The sequence below is a fragment of the Bacteroides sp. An51A genome (assembly GCF_002161565.1).
Taxonomy (GTDB): domain Bacteria; phylum Bacteroidota; class Bacteroidia; order Bacteroidales; family Bacteroidaceae; genus Phocaeicola; species Phocaeicola intestinalis.
Genome location: NZ_NFIC01000007.1, coordinates 240,863 through 259,793 on the forward strand (window position 1 = coordinate 240,863; position 18,931 = coordinate 259,793).

At 47.3% G+C, this 18,931-nt stretch carries 23 protein-coding genes; 13 read left to right on the forward strand and 10 right to left on the reverse strand.

Features of this window, described 5'->3' with window-relative positions; translation table 11 throughout:
- Window positions 1-87: 87 nt before the first annotated feature.
- Together B5G04_RS15020 and B5G04_RS15025 are read right to left on the reverse strand one after the other, a co-directional pair.
- The gene (locus B5G04_RS15020; RefSeq protein WP_072544723.1) at window positions 88-270 is read right to left on the reverse strand and encodes a hypothetical protein; all 183 of its coding nucleotides are present in this window, start codon (window positions 268-270) and stop codon (window positions 88-90) included.
- A 17-nt stretch (window positions 271-287) separates the two neighbouring features.
- Window positions 288-773 carry a hypothetical protein gene (locus tag B5G04_RS15025; RefSeq protein WP_072544959.1) on the reverse strand — a complete coding sequence of 162 codons (486 nt, stop codon included), beginning with the start codon at window positions 771-773 and terminating at the stop codon, window positions 288-290.
- Between the two features lie 87 nt (window positions 774-860).
- Here B5G04_RS15025 and B5G04_RS20265 point away from each other — a divergent pair, with 87 nt between their 5' ends.
- Window positions 861-1,076 carry a hypothetical protein gene (locus B5G04_RS20265; RefSeq protein ID WP_041583837.1) on the forward strand — a complete coding sequence of 72 codons (216 nt, stop codon included), beginning with the start codon at window positions 861-863 and terminating at the stop codon, window positions 1,074-1,076.
- 178 nt (window positions 1,077-1,254) lie between these two features.
- On the opposite strand, the gene B5G04_RS15035 is transcribed toward B5G04_RS20265, so the two are convergent.
- Complete coding sequence (locus B5G04_RS15035) at window positions 1,255-1,836, reverse strand: hypothetical protein (RefSeq protein ID WP_087397933.1); 582 nt, start codon at window positions 1,834-1,836, stop codon at window positions 1,255-1,257.
- A 372-nt stretch (window positions 1,837-2,208) separates the two neighbouring features.
- On the opposite strand from B5G04_RS15035, the gene B5G04_RS15040 reads away from it, so the two are divergent.
- Genes B5G04_RS15040 through B5G04_RS15050 form a run of 3 tightly spaced genes read left to right on the forward strand, consistent with a single transcriptional unit; the run spans window position 2,209 to window position 4,734 of the window.
- Window positions 2,209-3,186 (forward strand): hypothetical protein, encoded by a 978-nt coding sequence (locus B5G04_RS15040; protein WP_087397934.1) that lies wholly within the window; start codon window positions 2,209-2,211, stop codon window positions 3,184-3,186.
- Window positions 3,180-3,959, forward strand: a complete 780-nt coding sequence (locus B5G04_RS15045) for a hypothetical protein (RefSeq protein WP_087397935.1) — start codon at window positions 3,180-3,182, stop codon at window positions 3,957-3,959. The genes B5G04_RS15040 and B5G04_RS15045 overlap by 7 nt, the downstream gene beginning before the upstream one ends.
- A gap of 1 nt (window position 3,960) precedes the next feature.
- Window positions 3,961-4,734 (forward strand): metallophosphoesterase, encoded by a 774-nt coding sequence (locus tag B5G04_RS15050; RefSeq protein WP_087397936.1) that lies wholly within the window; start codon window positions 3,961-3,963, stop codon window positions 4,732-4,734.
- A gap of 79 nt (window positions 4,735-4,813) precedes the next feature.
- Here B5G04_RS15050 and B5G04_RS15055 read toward each other — a convergent pair whose 3' ends face one another.
- The 7 genes from B5G04_RS15055 to B5G04_RS15085 all read right to left on the reverse strand — a co-directional run bounded on the left by B5G04_RS15055 (window position 4,814) and on the right by B5G04_RS15085 (window position 11,341).
- On the reverse strand, window positions 4,814-6,277 hold the full coding sequence (locus B5G04_RS15055) for an OmpA family protein (RefSeq protein ID WP_087397937.1): 1,464 nt from the start codon (window positions 6,275-6,277) through the stop codon (window positions 4,814-4,816).
- Between the two features lie 52 nt (window positions 6,278-6,329).
- Window positions 6,330-7,781: a MobV family relaxase gene (gene mobV / locus B5G04_RS15060; RefSeq protein ID WP_087397938.1), complete on the reverse strand. Its 1,452-nt coding sequence runs from the start codon at window positions 7,779-7,781 to the stop codon at window positions 6,330-6,332.
- Window positions 7,782-7,962: 181 nt separating this feature from the next.
- Window positions 7,963-8,850 (reverse strand): hypothetical protein, encoded by an 888-nt coding sequence (locus tag B5G04_RS15065; RefSeq protein ID WP_087397972.1) that lies wholly within the window; start codon window positions 8,848-8,850, stop codon window positions 7,963-7,965.
- A gap of 64 nt (window positions 8,851-8,914) precedes the next feature.
- A complete protein-coding gene (locus B5G04_RS15070; RefSeq protein ID WP_185150407.1) occupies window positions 8,915-9,433 on the reverse strand; it encodes a hypothetical protein in 519 nt (172 codons plus the stop codon).
- Window positions 9,430-9,825 (reverse strand): hypothetical protein, encoded by a 396-nt coding sequence (locus B5G04_RS15075; protein ID WP_013616450.1) that lies wholly within the window; start codon window positions 9,823-9,825, stop codon window positions 9,430-9,432. The genes B5G04_RS15070 and B5G04_RS15075 overlap by 4 nt, the downstream gene beginning before the upstream one ends.
- On the reverse strand, window positions 9,822-10,274 hold the full coding sequence (locus B5G04_RS15080) for a hypothetical protein (RefSeq protein WP_072544728.1): 453 nt from the start codon (window positions 10,272-10,274) through the stop codon (window positions 9,822-9,824). The genes B5G04_RS15075 and B5G04_RS15080 overlap by 4 nt, the downstream gene beginning before the upstream one ends.
- Before the next feature lie 17 nt (window positions 10,275-10,291).
- Window positions 10,292-11,341: a hypothetical protein gene (locus tag B5G04_RS15085; protein ID WP_087397939.1), complete on the reverse strand. Its 1,050-nt coding sequence runs from the start codon at window positions 11,339-11,341 to the stop codon at window positions 10,292-10,294.
- Between the two features lie 237 nt (window positions 11,342-11,578).
- On the opposite strand from B5G04_RS15085, the gene B5G04_RS15090 reads away from it, so the two are divergent.
- The 9 genes from B5G04_RS15090 to B5G04_RS15130 all read left to right on the forward strand — a co-directional run bounded on the left by B5G04_RS15090 (window position 11,579) and on the right by B5G04_RS15130 (window position 18,883).
- Entirely contained in the window at window positions 11,579-12,211 is a 633-nt protein-coding gene (locus B5G04_RS15090) for a recombinase family protein (RefSeq protein ID WP_087397940.1), read from the forward strand.
- 20 nt (window positions 12,212-12,231) lie between these two features.
- Window positions 12,232-12,678, forward strand: a complete 447-nt coding sequence (locus B5G04_RS15095; RefSeq protein ID WP_087397941.1) for a hypothetical protein — start codon at window positions 12,232-12,234, stop codon at window positions 12,676-12,678.
- Window positions 12,665-13,231 carry a YdeI/OmpD-associated family protein gene (locus B5G04_RS15100; protein WP_087397942.1) on the forward strand — a complete coding sequence of 189 codons (567 nt, stop codon included), beginning with the start codon at window positions 12,665-12,667 and terminating at the stop codon, window positions 13,229-13,231. The genes B5G04_RS15095 and B5G04_RS15100 overlap by 14 nt, the downstream gene beginning before the upstream one ends.
- A 264-nt stretch (window positions 13,232-13,495) precedes the next feature.
- Window positions 13,496-14,785, forward strand: coding sequence for an MATE family efflux transporter (locus B5G04_RS15105; RefSeq protein ID WP_087397943.1), 1,290 nt, complete (start codon window positions 13,496-13,498; stop codon window positions 14,783-14,785).
- A 12-nt stretch (window positions 14,786-14,797) separates the two neighbouring features.
- Window positions 14,798-15,436, forward strand: a complete 639-nt coding sequence (locus tag B5G04_RS15110) for a CatB-related O-acetyltransferase (protein ID WP_087397944.1) — start codon at window positions 14,798-14,800, stop codon at window positions 15,434-15,436.
- Between the two features lie 293 nt (window positions 15,437-15,729).
- Complete coding sequence (locus B5G04_RS15115; protein ID WP_087397973.1) at window positions 15,730-16,386, forward strand: ParA family protein; 657 nt, start codon at window positions 15,730-15,732, stop codon at window positions 16,384-16,386.
- 5 nt (window positions 16,387-16,391) lie between these two features.
- Complete coding sequence (locus tag B5G04_RS15120; protein ID WP_013616438.1) at window positions 16,392-16,754, forward strand: hypothetical protein; 363 nt, start codon at window positions 16,392-16,394, stop codon at window positions 16,752-16,754.
- A gap of 204 nt (window positions 16,755-16,958) precedes the next feature.
- Entirely contained in the window at window positions 16,959-18,470 is a 1,512-nt protein-coding gene (locus B5G04_RS15125; protein ID WP_087397945.1) for a DNA methylase, read from the forward strand.
- Window positions 18,467-18,883 carry a hypothetical protein gene (locus B5G04_RS15130; RefSeq protein WP_013616435.1) on the forward strand — a complete coding sequence of 139 codons (417 nt, stop codon included), beginning with the start codon at window positions 18,467-18,469 and terminating at the stop codon, window positions 18,881-18,883. Before B5G04_RS15125 ends, B5G04_RS15130 begins: the two co-directional genes overlap by 4 nt.
- Window positions 18,884-18,931 lie beyond the last annotated feature (48 nt).

Genomic DNA, 18,931 nt, shown 5'->3' on the forward strand with positions numbered 1-18,931 from the left:
ATAACAGGCTCGGCCAGTCCCGTTGTGAGGCAGCCACCACCGGCTGGGATACCTCCTCTGCCGATGATGGCTGTCTTGTCATTCAAATCATATCTTATTTACAATGTCCTCCAGATATTCAATCCGCCTATATACGGCGGATGCTTCAGGATAGCATTCCGTCAATTCCGCCCATTCGAGGGTCTTATGCAGTTCGTCAAAAGTCAGTCTCAATTCTGCAAGTCCCTCCCGTAATTTCCGTTTTAAATCAATTCTTTCCTGTTCGTTCATAATCTTTTAATTTAGAGTCAGAAATGATAATCAATGACGCCTCCGATGTAGAGCAGCGTGCCGGGTTCATACCCACAAACCTCGCGCATAAACTCGTAAGACTGTTCGGCATAGGATTGCGCACCCTCCGTATCCGTGTAAAACCAATAAGCTGTTTCAAGCGGGTTCTTCAAGTATTTTTCAAGCTGATAGACCGGGCCAATCCAATCCTGTACAGTGTCGGGAGTAACGGCTTCCACCTTGTTACGCAAACCTGCGACAAATTCTTCCTTCCACTTTTCCACCCCACCGATGTAGCGGATTGTATCTTCATCGACAAGCTCGAACATCCCTTTGGGCAGGATATGGTTTACCAATACGTCAATGTGGTACTTGCGCTCCTCCTCGTCAATTTTATCGCAATAGTCAAAATAACTGTTATCGCCCTGCATAAGCGTGTCCTCGTTCAGATAGCATTCCTTGTCCACCTTTGTCGTTGTGATTTGAAAAATTTTGCTGTGCATAATCTTGAAATTTAATTTGTTGAACATTCTTTTTTCTTCCCTTTTCTCGAAAGCCTTCTTCGGCTTCCTTGTCGGGAAAGATTTTACATGCAAGCGTCACAGCGGGAAAAGGGACGGAAAGACAAGCAGGACATGGAGGAATTTAGCGGAATACCCAAATCTGGGATTTGCGGAAGGCTGCCGCCAAATTCTGAACATGTCAGTATAGCGGTGCTTGACATCCGTACCAACGCTGTACTTTTGCATGAGAAAATCACTCCGGCGGGGAATGCCGGAAGTGGAGGAACAGACTATGACCCATGATAAAAGTGGACAGAAGTTGCGAAATAAAAAGGCAGGACGGAAGGGACATACAAAAGGTTGCAGTGCCTTTCAAGGCATCCGGCTAAAACAGGGAGCAGGAACTGGAAAAAGGATTGTGATGACATGAAAAATCCCCCGAACTGACTTGCAGCCCGGGAGATATGCCCCTTTACCCGAGTCAACTTATCACCTCAAACTCATGCAGGTAGCAGAAAGCATCTTCGCACTTCTCACTCCATTCTGCATCAAGAGCTTCGACATCCTTTGCCGACCTTATTGGTTTCCCAGTCTCTTTCTCAATCCACTTGAACGCATCTTCCTGATTCTCGAAGTATTCGCTGATGTACTCTTCTTCGGGCGTACAGGCATCAAAAAAATACCTGTCGGGGAAATAGACACCCGAACTGTCGTTCGTTTCATAAATTCCCATGCCCGGCTCTTCCGCCTGAAAATAATAGTAAAGTGACGGATATTTTTCCCTCACAAGGTCAAACACCTCATTGCAGGGAGACCATGCCGTCTCGGTGTATAATCTTATCACTTCGCCGTCCACTTCAAGGCTGCTCCACTCACCACGACAATATACATCGTTCCAATCCTTGCCCAAGGCATCCACAAGGCATCCCAGCCATGTAGTCCCGAAGCCGTTTTTCACTGAAGGTTTTTCCATGTCTTCCAGTCTTTTCATTAACTCATAGAGGCTCTTGATTTCTTTTGCGTCGCCCTCTATTACATACGCACTTGAACACCAATTAGGCATAACTCTTAAATTTAATCCGTTAAACTTTTTCTTTATCTTTCCCTTTTCTCGGAGCCTTACGGCTTCCGGTCGGGAATGATTTTCGTGCGTGAAAAGACTGCGGGTCAGGGGCAATAAGGCAAGTGGACGGCAAAGTAGCTGATGAAATACCCAAATCTGTGATTTGCGGAAAGCTGTCATCCGGTACGCAGGCCTGTCAGCATGGCGGTACTTGACATTCGCCCTCCGCAGTACCTTTGCACGGAAAAACAGGGCTGACAGGCAGCCGATGAGTACGAGAATGAGTAAAAAGATGGATATTATCTGTAAAAAAGATGCTATACCTTTGCCTATCAATATAAAATCACTATTTTTGCACAAAATCACATCAATATGATTATGTGCAATAACGATGAATTTATAAAATTGGTGACAGACTATGTTCTCTCCGTCTTGGATGAGAAAGTAACTCTTGTCCCATTAGAAAAATGCATATCCGATACTATTCCCATTGCAGTAACACAGAGCTTCAATCTTTATAAAGTTGAATTGCTCGGTCACGCTGTTGTATTTGCCTTAACTCATGATGGGAATGAAATATCTCCTGCACAGCTGAAACGGACATTTAATCTAATAGAGCATAAATGTGAATGCCCGGTCGTACTTGTTACAGACAACATAGCATCCTATAATGTGGGAAGACTGACCTCACAAAGGTCAAATTTCATCATTCCGAAAAAACAGATGTTCATTCCATCTCTGCTGATTGACCTTAAAAAGGCAAAAGCAACAGGAATAGATATAAAGGAGACCATACCTCCTATGGCACAGTGCTTACTACTTTACAATCTGGAAATAAAGTCCATTGATAGATGTGAGACAAAAGATTTGATGGAAATCTTTCAAGTCTCATACGCGACCATCAATCGTTCATTACGGTGGCTGAGCGAAAACGGTTTGGTTTCACTTGAAGGGAAAAAGACAAAAGAAGTAAGATTGATTTACTACGGAAAGGAACTATGGGAGAAAGCCATGCCTTTCCTCGTGTCTCCGGTTGAAAAAATTGCTTTTTCCGATTTCCTTCCGAGCGGAAGCCTGAAATGCGGTATAAATGCTCTATCAGAATATACACTAATCAATGAGGAAAATTCGGATATGTATGCCATCAACAGGACTGATATGCATCAGTCCGATATTCCAATCAATAAAGAATATGGATTATTCCGTATTGAAATCTGGAAATATGACCCGAAACTGTTGAGCCATACGGGAACAGTTGACAAACTGTCATTGTATTTGTCTCTCAAAGACAATGACGACGAGCGAGTTCAAATTGAATTAGATAATCTATTAAACGACATACAATGGTAAAAGGTATTGAGAAGTTCAAGGAGTTCTTCAAGGGATTTGAAGATTCCTATGTTATAATTGGAGGCACGGCATGTGAAATTCACGAGGAACTATATGCGCAGACTCCAAGGGCAACCAAAGACATAGACATCATTCTCGTAGTAGAAGCCCTGTCCCACGAATTTGTCTCCCGGTTTTGGGAACTGGTAAAAGCCGCAGGATATGAGCAGCGCAATATAGGAACAAGTGAAGGCAATCAGCATAAACACGAGTATTATCGGTTTATGAAACCGGCAAGTATGGAGTTTCCCTATCAGATAGAGCTTTTCTCACGCAATATAGGACTGTTGGACTTTCCGGAAGACGCCCACATAACCCCCATCCCGACAGATGATGATTTGTCAAGCCTTTCTGCCATACTTATGGATGATGGCTATTACAATTTCACGATAAAACACAGCTATGTTGAAGATGGTGTTCACATTGCAAATGTAGAGAGCCTTATCTGCCTGAAATGCAAAGCATTTCTTGAAATGTCCGATAGAAAGGCGAAAGGGGAACAAGTGGACAGCAAGCATATACAGAAACACAAAAAGGATGTGTTCAGGCTTGCAGCCATGCTTGCTCCTTCCGACAGTTTCGAGGATGTACCACAAACATTAAAAGATGATGTGTCACATTTCTGTGATGAAGTTAAGGACGAACTTCCCAACCAGGATTTCTTCAAATCGGCCGGTTTGCGAAACATTACCGGAGAGCAGATGTTGGAGCAACTGAAAACCAGCTTTTTGTAAAATGACTCGATTACAATACGCATCCGACCTTCATCTGGAATTTGCGGAGAATGCCAGTTATATCAAGCATAATCCGCTGAAAGTTGCAGGAGATATTCTTGTATTGGCAGGTGACATAGGGTATTTCGGAGATGAGAACTACAGCCGCCATCCGTTTTGGGATTGGGCTTCCGACAATTACAAGCAAGTAATTGTTGTTCCAGGAAATCATGAGTTTTACAAAATGTTCAATCTTGACTCTTTATATAACGGTTGGACATCAAGAATACGGACTAATGTCATTTGTTATTATAATGCTGTTATTCCTTTGTCCGAACATACTGAAATAATAGCGACCACACTATGGTCTCATATAGAACGGCAGGATGCATTCCGGACAGAACTGGCTATATCGGATTTCCGGCGTATCAAATGTGGGGACAACGATTCTCTTAACTGGACGCGCTTCAATATGGAGCACGACAAATGCTTTAGATTTCTCAAAGAAAGCATATTCAAAAGCAATAAGGAACATATCATTGTAGTTACGCACCATGTACCGTCACTTGAATTGCTTGCGCCAGAGTTCACGGGAAGTCCGTTAAACGGAGCTTTTACAGTCGATCTTACCGATTATATTACAAACAATCCTATAGATTATTGGATATACGGTCATTCACATCGTAATATTGATAAAATTATCGGCGGGACAAAATGTGTCACAAACCAACTCGGCTATGTATTCTATAATGAACATTTGGCCTTCAACCCAAACAAATTCATAGAAATATATTAGCGAAAATGAGAGCCGATCCGTCACGGACAGGCTCTCAAAAAATGAAAAAGTTGTTTTCACTTATGAACAAAAAGACTACTTATCTGAAATAAAGTTCTACTTTCGTGTGTCTGTTGGCTTCGTTCGGTACATAATACGATATGCCGCCCTCGTACATTCTGGTAATGCTTTCTGCCGATAAGCCACGCTTGATGAGTTCACCGGCAATGTAATCGGCTCTGGCTGTGCTCAACGCATTGTTGATGGAAGCTGTGCCGGTTGCGCTATCTGCCGCTCCCGCAACTTTCACAGACAGTCCATACTTCTTGGCTACATGAGCGAGCGCGTCAAGATTGACCTTTTGCAGAGAGTCCGTAAGGTGGGCGGTGTTAAGGTCAAAGAAGAAATAGACCGGAGAGCCTATACATTCGTCTCCATGCTGCATGAGGGCGAAATAACCGGCTGCGGAAACAGTGTCCGGGCGGTTGATTGCCGCATTCCGTTTTCCGGGCAGGCTGTCCGTTCCCACTTTGCAGATGCTGTCCGTATTCATGCCCTGAAGACTGTCTGTACCCGTTTCTGTTACAAGGGGCGAGTTGCCGTCCCAATGACGGTTCTTCAACCGGGCTCGGAGGGAGTTCAGTCCGCTGTAATTGTTTACGGGAAACCTCCTGTCATCGGCTTCCATGTCTTCAAACAGATGTCCGTAAGTGTCAAGCAGCCCTTCTATTTCGAGAATCTTCTTCAGCTCGTCCAAAGTCCTTCTTTCCTTGTCCAGCTTTCCGGCATATTGCCTGTTCCGTTCTGTCAGGGTGTTCGCATAGCCGGTCAGCCACTCGTTGCGCCTTTCATACGGGCGATGGTCAACAGCGCGTTTCCAGCCGACCTTGCCGATGCTGAAAGAGAATCCCGCCGTCAGCGAGAGCATGTGGTCTCCGAGACGGTTCGCTTTCCCGTATCCGTCGAAGTCCTGGAATGTGGTCGTCCCGGAAAGTTCCATCAGGACGCTTACTCTCCTGGATATGCGGTACTGGCCCTGTATGCCGTATGATATGGCAAGAGGGTTGTGTCCGTTGTCCGCATTGTGCAGCAGTCCGAGACCCGCATACGGGGAAAGCCCCCAGCGAACCTCGTCTTGTTTTGCATACCTGTTTCCGAGCAGATTCCACATCAGATCCGCATGGACATGATGATATTCCTGTGTGGACAGTTGACTGTCCTTGAAATGCAGCCCGCTGTAATTGACACGGACGCCGACCGACGGTGTGAACCATTTGCCCACACCTATAGTGTACGAAGGCTTGAGTCTCCCGAAAAGGTCTTCACAGCCGAGCGGCGTGCCGAGAAACGCCGATGCCCCTCCGGACAGGCTGACAAACCAGTTGCCGCTTTTGCGTGTCGGGACTACCACTCCGTCAAGATAAGAGGGCTGCATCGGACGTAGCATTTCAATGCCGTTACTGAAACTTTCATATCGGACAGTATCGCTGTCCGACGGTGCAGCATTCGCATGGTTGTGCAGCGAACAAAGTGCCGCAAAGAACAAAATGATATGTTTCGTCATAATCTGATACTTTATTGGTTGATTCTTTTGATTTATGGGTCAGGGATGCCGGTCAACGCTTGGGCTTCCTGCCGATTGCAGGCTTCATCATGCGACTTGCCATCCTCATGCAGCGGAGAGCCCATGCACGGTTGTCCTCGTCTTCGTCCCGTCCCCATTTGAGGTCGCTCTTGCTTCCGCCTCCGCCATGTGTTTCGGCAAAGGTGGTGGCATCATCGACCATGCCCAGGAATAGCAAGGTGGCGCAGTGCATGACCTCTTTCCCTTGTTCCGCTATGGACTGTACAAGAGTGCCGTCAAACATCTGCCGTTCCGGGCCGGTCATCCGTGCCGAAAGGTCACGGAACTCATTCACCATATTTTCCAGCATCGCATCCTTGAGCAGACTGTCCACTTTGGAATGGACATCACGGGAGTATTTGTAGGCTTCTTCCTTGAGATGTTCTGTCCTCTCCTGAATGGCATCCATGTTCTCTTTGAGGTCGGACAGCTGTCGGTCAGCCAGCTTCAGCTTATCCTGTTTGTCTGCCAGTTTAAGCTGGATATAGGCAAGCTCCTTTTTCAGCTTGTCCGTCTCAGCTGATATGGCAGCGGCATCGCCCTTGTGCTCTTTCAATTCGTCCTCAAGAACGGCGAGCCTTGCCTCTTTCTCCGCTTGCTTCTTCAAAAGATTTTCCACCATAGAGGTCAGACCCTTAACCCTGCGCTCTGCCAGCCGGATGTCCGATTGGAGATCCGAAAGGACTTCCTTGTGTCGGGCTATCTGTTCCTCAATGGTCGTACATTCCTCCGACAGCATACGACGGTATTCCTCGGTTGTTCTGTGACGAGCACCTGTTTCTGAGACACTGCTGCCTCTGGAAAGTCCCCACTTCCTGTTTACTTCTGCAAAGTCGCTGTGCAGTTGTTTCATTCTTGCGCTGTACTCGTATTTGTCCTTTCCGGCAAATATCTCCTTGTATGCAAACTTGCCGTCCCTAATTGGCAGAAGTGTACAATGTATATGGGGATTCTGTTCATCGAGATGCGCAACAAACGCCGCTATATTCTGTTCGCCATACTTGTCACAGATGAATCTATAGGCATCCTTTGCCCACTGTTCAATTTCCGGCTTTCTGACGATTCGGCTGTTATCCGCTCCTTGCTCGAAATCCACATCCTGCTTTCCAAAGGCAAGCTGCCGCATCAGTTCGCGGGAGCCGCCGAGGATAATGTTGACCACCGTCCTGTACTTGGGTTCCACCAGTCCTTCGTTCGGGTCCTTAATACCCCGCTGACGGAGACTGTCGGCCATCCTATCCGGAATACTCCGGCTTTTGTCCACAGGACGCACCTTGCCGTTTACTATCTCAAAGTTCAGATGTTCCCTTGTCGGGTCGTAGTTACCTTTCTTCATGGCATATTCCGCCGCCTTCTCACTGCGGTTACGCAGATGTTCGTTACTTTGGGCGGTGGTGATGCCTTTGGAGACCTGAACGTCGAGAACCTGTTTTGCATTTGTCATACTGCTTCTTCTGTTGCATTGGATAATCTTTCATGTCCCAGCTTGCTGCCTGCCTGGACATCTCTCCCAATGGCTCCTGTCATTGGGGTATTAGGCTCCCCATCCCTTTGTTTGGTGGCAGACGGGCAAGCCCGGATGCCTGCTATAAACGGCAGGACGGCTACGCCGGCTGAAGGACGGATTATCCGTGGTTATACAATGGGGTTCGACAGTCCGCACCTGCGGATTTCTCCAGGGCTTTCGCCGCAGCCGACAGGAACGGGTCGTGAAGGTCGTCAAGGAGCAGCTGACGGTCGTCGTCGTGGTCGATGTCCTTTTCTTTCCCTGAGTTCAGAATTTGCTCTGCAAGGGTCTTTGACAGGTCAATGAATGACGGCCAGCTTGCTCCCAGATCAAAACAGAAGTGTTGCATGAGCTTCATGCTTTCTTCCGGCTTCGACCGGCGCAACACTTTCCGCAGGGCAGCAAGGACGATGCACTCCACAGCGGCGGTGTGGATTTCCAGCACTCGCGCGTTCATTCTCTCCGGCAACTTCTGCAAGGTGACACGGCAGTCGTCTTCCGGCAGTTCATACTTGAGTCCGGCATCGGTGATGGCCTGGTGTACAATCTGACCACACGCAATACCGGCGTCATCGGAAGTGATGCTGCCGTTTATCCATTCGGACAGGATTCCGTTCAACTGTCGGACAATGCCTGCGGTTCCCTGTACAATATCGGGTACGGCATGGCTGCCATCATGCAGGTGCATGGTGAGGACCATGCTTTTCGGCAGTTTCGTCCTTTCCAGCTGTCCGAATGATTCCAGCGTATCCAGAAAGGAACGGACAGTGGCCCTGTGCCACCGCCATTCGGTTGCGAGGTCTGAAACGGTCACATGGCACTGCCTCGGCCTGAGCTCGAAATCCTGATTTCTTAAAAAAGGGGAAACAAAGCCTGCCAGTGACTTGTCCAACAGGTCGCAATAGGCTTCCGTCCTTGTCTTGCGTTCACCGACCTTTTCCTTGAGGAAGTCGAACAGACCGATACATGTCGATATGGTTGCGGTCATTTCTTCTTTATTCTTCATCTTCATTCTGTTTTTTGTGATTGACTATTGTGCGGATAAAATAAGGCCGCTTCTGTCCGCATTATCATGGCAGCCTCGCGTGATGATTGCAATGGTAGATGTCGGACATCTCATCCGGATGTTCCGACAGGTAAAGTCTCCTGTCCCGGTCCTCCCATTCGGCCAGAACTCTGCCGGAGGGATAGAACAGGGCTGCCAGAAGGATATATGAGACGGTAGCGGACAGGGTGAACAACTGCGGCACGATACATACAGCCAGTGCGAAGACGCCGCAGGCGACAAATGCCTTCGGACGGTCGAGCAGCTTGCGGAGCCATCTGTCCGTCCTCCTGGCGGAGAACATGGCGGCACATACGATGGCAGACAATACCGTGCCGAACTGTCCGGGATGTCCGGTCGTATAGACATAATGGAAAAGGAGCAACAGGACCACAAGCACCTGCGTGTAGAATTTGCGGGCCTGGGCATTGTCTGTCATGGCACGGTAGAATACTGCCATGAAGGAACGGCGGCTCCTGTACAACGCCATCGGCAGAATGACAAGCAGTACTATGAATACAAATTGTAATAGAAGGCTGGTCATAGGTAGGATGGCTTTGATGTCAAATGTATGGGCTGTTCAAGCAGCTCCAAACGTACAATGCCGTGTGTGGCCAACAGTATGATGGCTTCTGCATCTGGAGCCGTGAGATACATGGCGGCTTTCTTGATTCGCTGACGGAACTGCCTGTCCTGCTTGCGCAATGTGGCCAACGCCCTGTCCAAATCGTGTTCGGGAATGTTCCACACGGTGCCTTCGGCACAGCCTCCGTTCGGCTTGAATGCCCGTAGGACCAGCGTGCGGGAAACGAGGTAGTCTGTCCTGTCGCTCCTTGCGATGACGTGCTCCCTGTAAAGGCTGGCATCGGCCACCTCAATCCATGTCCTGTGTGCATTGATCCAGTACACCATCTGTCGGTACAATGTATTTCTCATATAAAATCCATCAATAAGTCTTCCTTGTTCCTCCTGTATTTCAATGTGCCACTTTTCGAATGCAGTTTGAGATCAAGGCAAAGGTCGCCGTACATCAGATCGAGCGAATCGTAAATAGTGGCGAAAACGCAGCTGACCCTGCCATCGGCATCGGTCTTAGCGTTCATCTTGAACATCTGCCCGAATGCGGGATTGGAGTACGCACAGGTACTGTGCCCGTACTGCTCCGTCGGCATCGGGATATGGTGGTACAGCGTAATCAGTTCCATGTCGTCCTCGAACATGTCCATTACCTCTTCCAACTCGTAGGTGTCGCGTAGAGGAAATGTAAGCAGTACATAGTCTCCGTAGAACTGCGGTTCCTCCATTGTCGTCACATCGAGAAGCTGCGGCAACTGCAACGGGACGAAAGAAAGGAAATCGTTCAGAAAATGTCGTAGCATATTCATGTCTGTTTGTGTTTCGTTCATAATGTCCGGATGTATATCCCCATCAGCGTGCCGGGCAGTTCCGCCAGTCCGTTATTGTCCGACTGCAGAACATCTCCCAGCCGGGTAAAAGCCGCAGGCGTCTGTTCCGCAATGTGGCGCAACTTCTCTTTTTCGTATCCGGAAAGCAAGGCCATACAAATGCCGTCCATCGAGATGTAGGGCTGCAGTATCATGCACGCATATCCGAATGCCTGCGCCTTGGATTTTACTTTGTCCTCGCGGATGTCATCAAGGCAGGCAACCGCATTCTGTATAATCCGGCGGTTGGTACGCATGGCCATGTATATCATCGCATCCCGGTAGGATATTTCCTTTTTCTCCGCAGCGAGGAAAACCAACGAACAGCACCGTTCCGTGTCTTTTGTCAAATCCGACACATCCTCTTCGGTCTGACCGTCAAGGTGCGCAAGAAAGGTGCGGAACATGACATCCTCGTCCCTGATGAATGTTTTCAAGTCGGTAAGATTATGTATTCCGCCCTGCAATGTCCCGGCAAGCAACCGGCGGTACGCTGAACGAATGCCGTTGCCATCAATGGCAAGGGGCGGAATACTGTCAAGAGAAACAAAAAAAGGCCTTATACTGTCTGCCGCGTCTGCCAGTTCTTTGTCGTCGCAATAGGGAGAAGTCCTTTCCTTGAGCACAAACACGTCCTGATAGGAACGCGGTGCTGACCCTGCCAGACGGGTGAACTCCGTGTGGAGAGAATCGTGAACCTCGTTGCATTTACCGTACAGGTCGGAATGGGGATTGCCGGAAGTGTTCTGTGTCGCATAGAAAAAGACGGAATCCTTGAGGGACTGCCACCGGTTGATACTAATTGCCAGCTCTTCCGTCGAGAGGCTGTCCATGTTTCTGATTTCACTTAGGAACTTTCCGTATGTTCCGGCAGGATCTTCTTTCATTGACGATTCGGCACTGCCATTTCCGTTACTACAAGATACGGACAGGAACATGGCTACCGATGCGGCAACCAACCCGGCCAAAAGAGACCTTGATTTTGAATATGATTTTGTATCTATCATCTTGCAATTTCAGACTAAAAACGACACAAAACTATACAATATTTGCCATAAAACGCGATATAAAACCGCATTTTGATAATTATTTTTATTCATATTCAACAGTATGATTTCCAATGAAAACAAGTGAAAGAAAAAGTAAGTTCAGAATACGATTTTTAGAATAAATATGTCGGAGTATGATTTCAGACAAACAAAAAACATTATCTTTGCATCGGTTATTATTTTCAGCATAAGACAATGGCAAAAGTTGGATACATATTCAAGGCTAATCACTATGACTCATACGAGGCCGATAAGGAATGGATGTTGAAATTCGGCTGTGTACAGGTGATTGAGGAAGAGACAGACCATGAACTGATGCGTCCGCAATGGAAACAGCTCATGAATGCCCTTGACCGGGGCGACGAGCTTGTGGTATCGAAGTTCAGTAACGCGGTTCGTGGGGTGCGGGAACTTGCCGTCTGCATAGAGATGTGCAGGATCAAGGTCGTGCGTCTGATTTCCATCCATGACCGAATTGACAGCCGTAATGAACTGTTCAAGGAAACTACGGCAGCGGAGGTTCTTGAAATGATTGGAGCCCTTCCGGAAGAAATAGCCGCATTGCGGAAATCTTCCAGCCATATCATGCTGCTCCAAAAGAACATCAAATCTCCGGCCAAGACGGTGAAGACTTTATCCCGGACTGAACGGGAAAGAACCATCGTAGATATGTACAATGCCGGTTATTCTATGGACGACATTGCCAATGTCAGCGGATTCAGCAGCAGAAGTTCGATATTTCGCATTCTTAACAAATACAACGTCGATTTGAACAGAGGCCGGACCAAAGGGCCGAGACGGAAAAAGGGGACAGAAGATGCAGGGTGAGTAATATAATACCAAATTATATGGAATTATCCGATTGGTTCAAAGGATTTGAGAAAGGCATCGCCAAACTGACGGAAGGGCAAAGGGAAACGTTCTTCCATGAGTGTGGTAAAAACTGTGTACAATGTGGCACGCTTCAAATTTATAAAGACTTGTATGAACAGGCGGCTGGAGACCTTGACCTGTTTTTCTCTAAAGCCAATAAATTGCCCGGTGTAAGATGCGAAACGATAGAGAAAGGTTCTGTTTATAACCTGTATTTTCTGGAATGTACCTGCGGCCTGCACAATCAAGGCTATGTTTCTACACCTATGCTCTGTGAATGCTCCCGGCAAAGCATTCTTTACGTCCTGCATTCATTATGGAAAGACAAGGCATTTCGGGTAACTATTTGCGAATCCATATTACAGGGAGGCCAACATTGCAAAATGCAAATTGAAGCAATAAACGACAATGGAAATTCATAATTTATTGGATGCCAAATCAAGAACAGAGCTGCGTGAATGGCTAATACAGAACCATAAAACGGAAAAAGAATGCTGGGTAGTCGTGAAACGTGGCAGACCTACAGATGACAATACTTTCTGGTATATTGATGCTGTAGAAGAAGCCCTATGCTTCGGCTGGATTGACAGCACAACTAAGAAAATATCAGATGATGTAACAGCCCAGAAACTTTGTCCCAGAAAACCGAAGAGCAATTGGTCCGAGCTTAACAAGGAAAGATGCCGTAGAATGGAGCGGTTAGGATTGATGACTGATGCCGGAAGAGCCGTTTTACCGGATATGTCGCCTGATGGTTTCATCATAGACGAGGAAATATTACAAAGGCTACAATCCGATCCGGTAGTGTGGAATAACTTCTGCCAATTTCCTGACTTATATAAGCGAATCAGAATTGATACTATCCAAATCAAGAAGAATCAACCCGAACTTTTTGAAAGTCGCCTGAACAAATTCATAGAAAATACCCGAAAAGGACTTCTCTACGGAGAATGGAATGATAACGGAAGATTATAAAAATACAGAAATGTATCGAACCATTTCTATTTTTACTACCTTTGTATTTGGATATTAAAAACAAAGATTGTTCAACCCGTATGAAATGGCAAGTGTGCATATAGCTGCGCTTAACGGATAGCATTTTGTCATAGCTATTCAGTAACGGACAGACTGATAACAGGTTTGTCCTATCTTGTTTTGCCATTATTCCAAATTCATAATTATGCGATGTATCATGCCGCCTTGTGCAGCAGGACTTGCCGCATCCTATCAAGTTGAACAATGAACTATACATATAAGCATATTTGGCTCATTAACTTTCCTGTAATGATGAGTATCCTTATCGAACAACTTATCAATATTACCGATGCCATTTTCTTAGGGCATGTGGGAGAAATAGAATTGGGGGCATCCGCCCTTGCCGGGATTTGGTATCTGGCTATCTATATGCTCGGCTTTGGTTTCAGTTTGGGTTTACAGGTTGTTATTGCACGGCGCAACGGCGAGCGGCATTATTCCGAAACAGGAAAAACATTCTTTCAAGGATTGTTTTTCCTGTCGGGACTTGCTGTCTTTTTATGTCTGTTTTCCAAACTGCTTTCTCCGATTATTCTAAGTAGGCTGATTACTTCTGCGGAAGTCTATCATGCCGTGATTGATTATTTGGACGGGCGAATTTGGGGACTGTTGTTCTCTTTTCCGTTCCTTGCCTTGCGCTCTTTCTTGGTCGGCATTACCCGTACAAAAGCCTTGAACATGGCGGCTCTGACAGCCGTATTGGTAAATATTCCGGGCAACTGGCTGCTCATATTTCATTGGGACATGGGGATAGCAGGTGCAGCCATCGCGTCATCTTTTGCCGAAGCGTGTTCGCTGGCGGTACTGGCAATTCACGCTTTACGTAAAATGGATAAACGGTTTTATGGCTTGTCTTGGAGCTTTGACAAAGCTGTATTGCTACATGTCTGCCGGGTGTCCGTTTGGAGCATGTTCCATTCGTTTATCGGAGTGGCCTCGTGGCTTGCTTTCTTCGTAGCTGTCGAGCATTTGGGAGAAATGGAACTGGCAGCTACCAATGTCATACGCAGTGTCTCGACGGTGTTCTTTGTCATCGTCAATTCGCTGGCGGCTACTACCGGTTCGCTGGTAAGCAATTTGTTGGGAGCCGGACAAAAGAGACAGGTCATCCCGCTATGTAACTGTGTTGTCCGTTTGGGATATGCCATCGGCTTTCCGCTGGTCATCCTTGCCGTGATTTTCTATCGTCCGATTATCGGTATTTATACGGAAAGCACAGCTCTGATGCAGATTGCCCATTTGCCGTTTGTGGTCATGTTGCTGAACTACATCTTTGCCTTGCCCGGCTATGTCTATATGAACAGCGTAACAGGTACGGGGGCGACACGCATGACGTTTATCTTCCAACTGATAACTATCGTGGCTTATCAAATTTATTTGTGGAGCATAAGCTGTTTCAGCACGTCATTGTCCGTTTATTGGACAGCAGAATATCTGTATGTGATATTACTCGGCTTGCTTTCTGTCATTTATCTGAAATATAAACACTATTAAAAACAGAACGTCATAATGAAAAAGATATATCCACGCGCAGGCGACACGCAGACCGTGTACCTGAATGCCGTCGTGAAAGACCCGTCTATCGAGGTGGGAGACTATACCATCTATAATGATTTTGTGTCCGACCCGTTGCTTTTCGAGCAAAATAATGTGCTTTACCATTACCCTATCAACCACGAGCGGCTGATAATCGGCAAGTTCTGTTCCATTGCCTGCGGCGCGAAATTCCTGTTCAACTGTGCCAACCATACCTTAAAATCCCTATCCACTTACACCTTCCCGCTCTTTTATGAAGACTGGGATTTGGAGAAATCGGACGTGGCAACGGCTTGGGACAACAAAGGTGACATCGTGATAGGCAACGATGTGTGGATAGGCTATGAAGCGGTGATTATGGCTGGTGTTCACATCGGCAATGGGGCAATCATAGCCGCCCGTGCCGTTGTTACGAAAGACGTGCCGCCCTATACGATAGTCGGCGGTGTTCCTGCCCGACCGATAAGGAAGCGTTTCGATGAAGAAGTGATACAGGAACTTGAAACGCTGCAATGGTGGAATTGGTCTGCCGAGAAGATACGGAGATGCTTGGCTTATATCGGGAATGGTGATGTGAACGGATTGCTTCAAATGCAAGGTGGTAAGTAGGAGCTGAATTACTACAACCTTGTTGAAAAGCCTTCAGACGGAAATGACTTCTATCGTGTGATTATATAATTATATATAAAATGAATTCAATCACCTTATATTCATTCTTGTACAATTTCACTATATGACATTCTTCATATTTGATATACAAATAGATACGAAATAGATGCAACTATATAATTATATAAATATATAAAATCATAAATATATAATTATTAACTGTTTTTCCTTTGCTGTGAGCCGATAATTTTGTATCTTTGTAGGTGAATTATATAGCATAAATTCGCATGGACATGAAAAACAAGATTGTCATATTCAGCAACATCAAAGGAGGCGTTGGCAAGACGACCCTCTGTGCCTTGTTCGCAAATCATCTTATAGAGCATGGCTTCCCCTCATTTGTGATAGATGCAGACCTTCAGGCATCGCTGTTCCGTCACCGCCAACGTGAAAAGGACGCCGCACCGGACGCGCAGATTCCGTGGAACGTGGAGATGCTTGACACGTCCGACCATAAGCGGCTCGTGCAGGTAATGGGCAAACTGAAAGAAGTGCCGGGTATCGTACTGATAGACTGTCCGGGAAACCTGAACGACCGCAACCTGGCATACATCTACCAATCAGCGGATACGGCAATAGTACCCATATCTTTCGACGCGGACACTGTGGACGCCACAGGCATATTCGTCAAGGCTTTGAAGTCTGTGTCATCAGCCGGCCTGATTTTCATCCCCAACCGAATCAACGCGGCCGAGAGGAAGGCGGAAGAGATACGGCAACGGGAACAGACCATCGGGTATCTCGGGCTGATCGGCACCGTTACACCGATGGTGAGGCAGAGCGTGGCCATAAAGAGATATTCCACGCTGTACCCATTGGAGAAAAACCAGACGGAACTGCTTGAACCGGCTTTCAATAAAATCATCGAGGAACTTGATCTTAAAAAATAAAGGCTATGGCAAAGAACAGCAGACCGGAAATAGACAACCCGCTTGCGAACATGGGACTGGACGACATCGTGCGGGGCATAACGACACCAGGCAAGGATAAAGAACCCGTCGTGGATGCGAACGGCGACCCTGCCGCAGAAAGGGAGACAAAACGCCGCAAGAGAGGCAAGAAAGCCTTTGAGGAAAACCTCGCAAAATATACCGGCATAAGCGAGCAGGGATTTGCCATCTGGCTTCCCAAAGAGGTAAAGAAACGGCTTGAACTAATCCGCCTCAATGCACACCGTAATATTCCTTTGAGGTCGCTTGCAGCCGCAATAATAATGACTTACATTGAGGAGAATGAGGAGAGCCTCAATGAGTTATAGAATTGATATTGTTATAATATATAATTATATAAAATCATAATTATATAAGTGCATAATTATATGGTTATATAAAAAGAGAAGAGTATGGAAATTCTGGTGATTATAGCCGTGTTCTGGGTAGTAGGCAAAATCCTTAAAGGGCTGTGGGGCGGATTCAGGAAGTCTGATTACCGGAGAGACCGATAACCCGTTGGCAAGACAGACATGCAGGACACAGGCAGGACATACATAGCTATTGACCTGAAGTCGTTCTACGCCTCGGTCGAGTGTGTGGAACGTGGGCTTGACCCGCTCACGACCAATCTCGTCGTGGCCGACAGGAGCCGGACGGAAAAGACCATCTGCCTTGCCGTCAGTCCTTCGCTAAAAGCATACGGCATTCCCGGCCGGGCCCGGCTGTTCGAGGTTGAGCAGAAATTAAGGGAAGTCAATGCCGGGCGCAGAAGAAACTCAAGGGGATACAGGCTGACAGGAAAATCTGTGTCGGACATTGATCTGAAAGCTCATCCGGACTGGGAGGTGGACTATATCGCCGCTACGCCCCGCATGGCTTATTACATCGAGCACAGCACGCGCATCTACAAGATATATCTCAACTATATTGCCCCGGAGGACATCCATGTATATTCAATAGACGAAGTGTTCATGGACGTAACGGATTATCTGTCCACCTACGGAGTCACGGCACACGAATTGGCAAGAAGAATGATCGGCGATGTACTGCGGCAGACTGGCATCACGGCAACCGCAGGGATTGGCACCAATCTGTACCTCTGCAAAGTAGCAATGGACATCGAGGCCAAGCATATCCCAGCGGACAAGGACGGTGTGCGCATAGCGGAACTGGATGAGATGACATACCGCAGGAAGCTGTGGACGCACCGACCGCTGACGGATTTCTGGCGTGTGGGAAAAGGCATAGCCAGCAAACTGGAGCAATACGGCATCTACACGATGGGAGACATCGCAAGGCAGTCCGTCAGGAACGAGGAGGTGCTGTATCAGCTGTTTGGCGTCAATGCAGAGCTGCTGATAGACCATGCCTGGGGATGGGAGCCTTGCACGATGGAATTTATAAAAGCCTATAAGCCGGCAACGAACTCGTTCAGCAGCGGGCAGGTGCTCCAGGAGCCATACACGGTACGGAAAGCCCGTGTGGTAGTTCGGGAAATGGCGGAAAGCGCCGCTCTCGACCTGCTTGACAAAAGGATGGTTACAGACCAGCTCGTGCTGACCATCGGCTATGATACAGCCAGTCTGTCCAATGAAGATGCACGGACAACATATAAGGGTGAAGTAACGACCGACTACTATGGCCGGAAAGTCCCGAAGCACGCACATGGCACGGCCAACCTTGAAAGCCCGACATCATCCGCCCGGCTCATATCAGAAGCCGTCATGGAACTTTTCGACCGGATTGTCAATCCCAAGCTGCTGGTGAGACGCATCAACCTGACCACGAACCATGTCGTCGATGAAGAAACGGCAGCCAAGAATCCGTCTCCGGTGCAGTATGACCTGTTCACAGACTATGAAGCGCTGGAAAGGAAACAGAGGGAAGAAAAGGAAAGGCTTGCCAAGGAGCGCCAAATACAGACGGCCATTCTGAACATCAAGAAACAGTTCGGTAAGAACGCCATTCTGAAAGGACTGAATTATGAAGAGGGCGCCACTGCCAAGGAACGTAATGAACAGATAGGAGGGCACAAAGCATGAATCACCCATACGACGACATCATCAACCTGCCGCACCATGTTTCCGAAAGACATCCGCAGATGTCCATGTATAACCGTGCTGCCCAGTTTGCTCCCTTTGCCGCATTGACCGGACATGATTCGGCCATCACAGAGGCCGCAAGGCTGACGGAGGCGGAAGAGGAACTGTCCGAAAGTGATGCTGAAGTGCTGAACAGGAAGCTGGCTTATCTGCAATCATTGGATGAAAAGCCGACTATTAGTGTTACTTATTTTGTGCCTGATGATAAGAAAGAGGGTGGAAGTTATCATACGGCGACCGGGATTGTCAAGAGTGTAGAGCCGGACAAAGGGGTTCTACAGTTCGAGGATGGCACGGGTATTCCTGTCATCCGTATTAAAGACATTGATGGGGAATGTTTTTTGACCGAATAGAAAATGTATTGTCAAATTATAAACGTGCAATGTTGCAATAAAAAACAG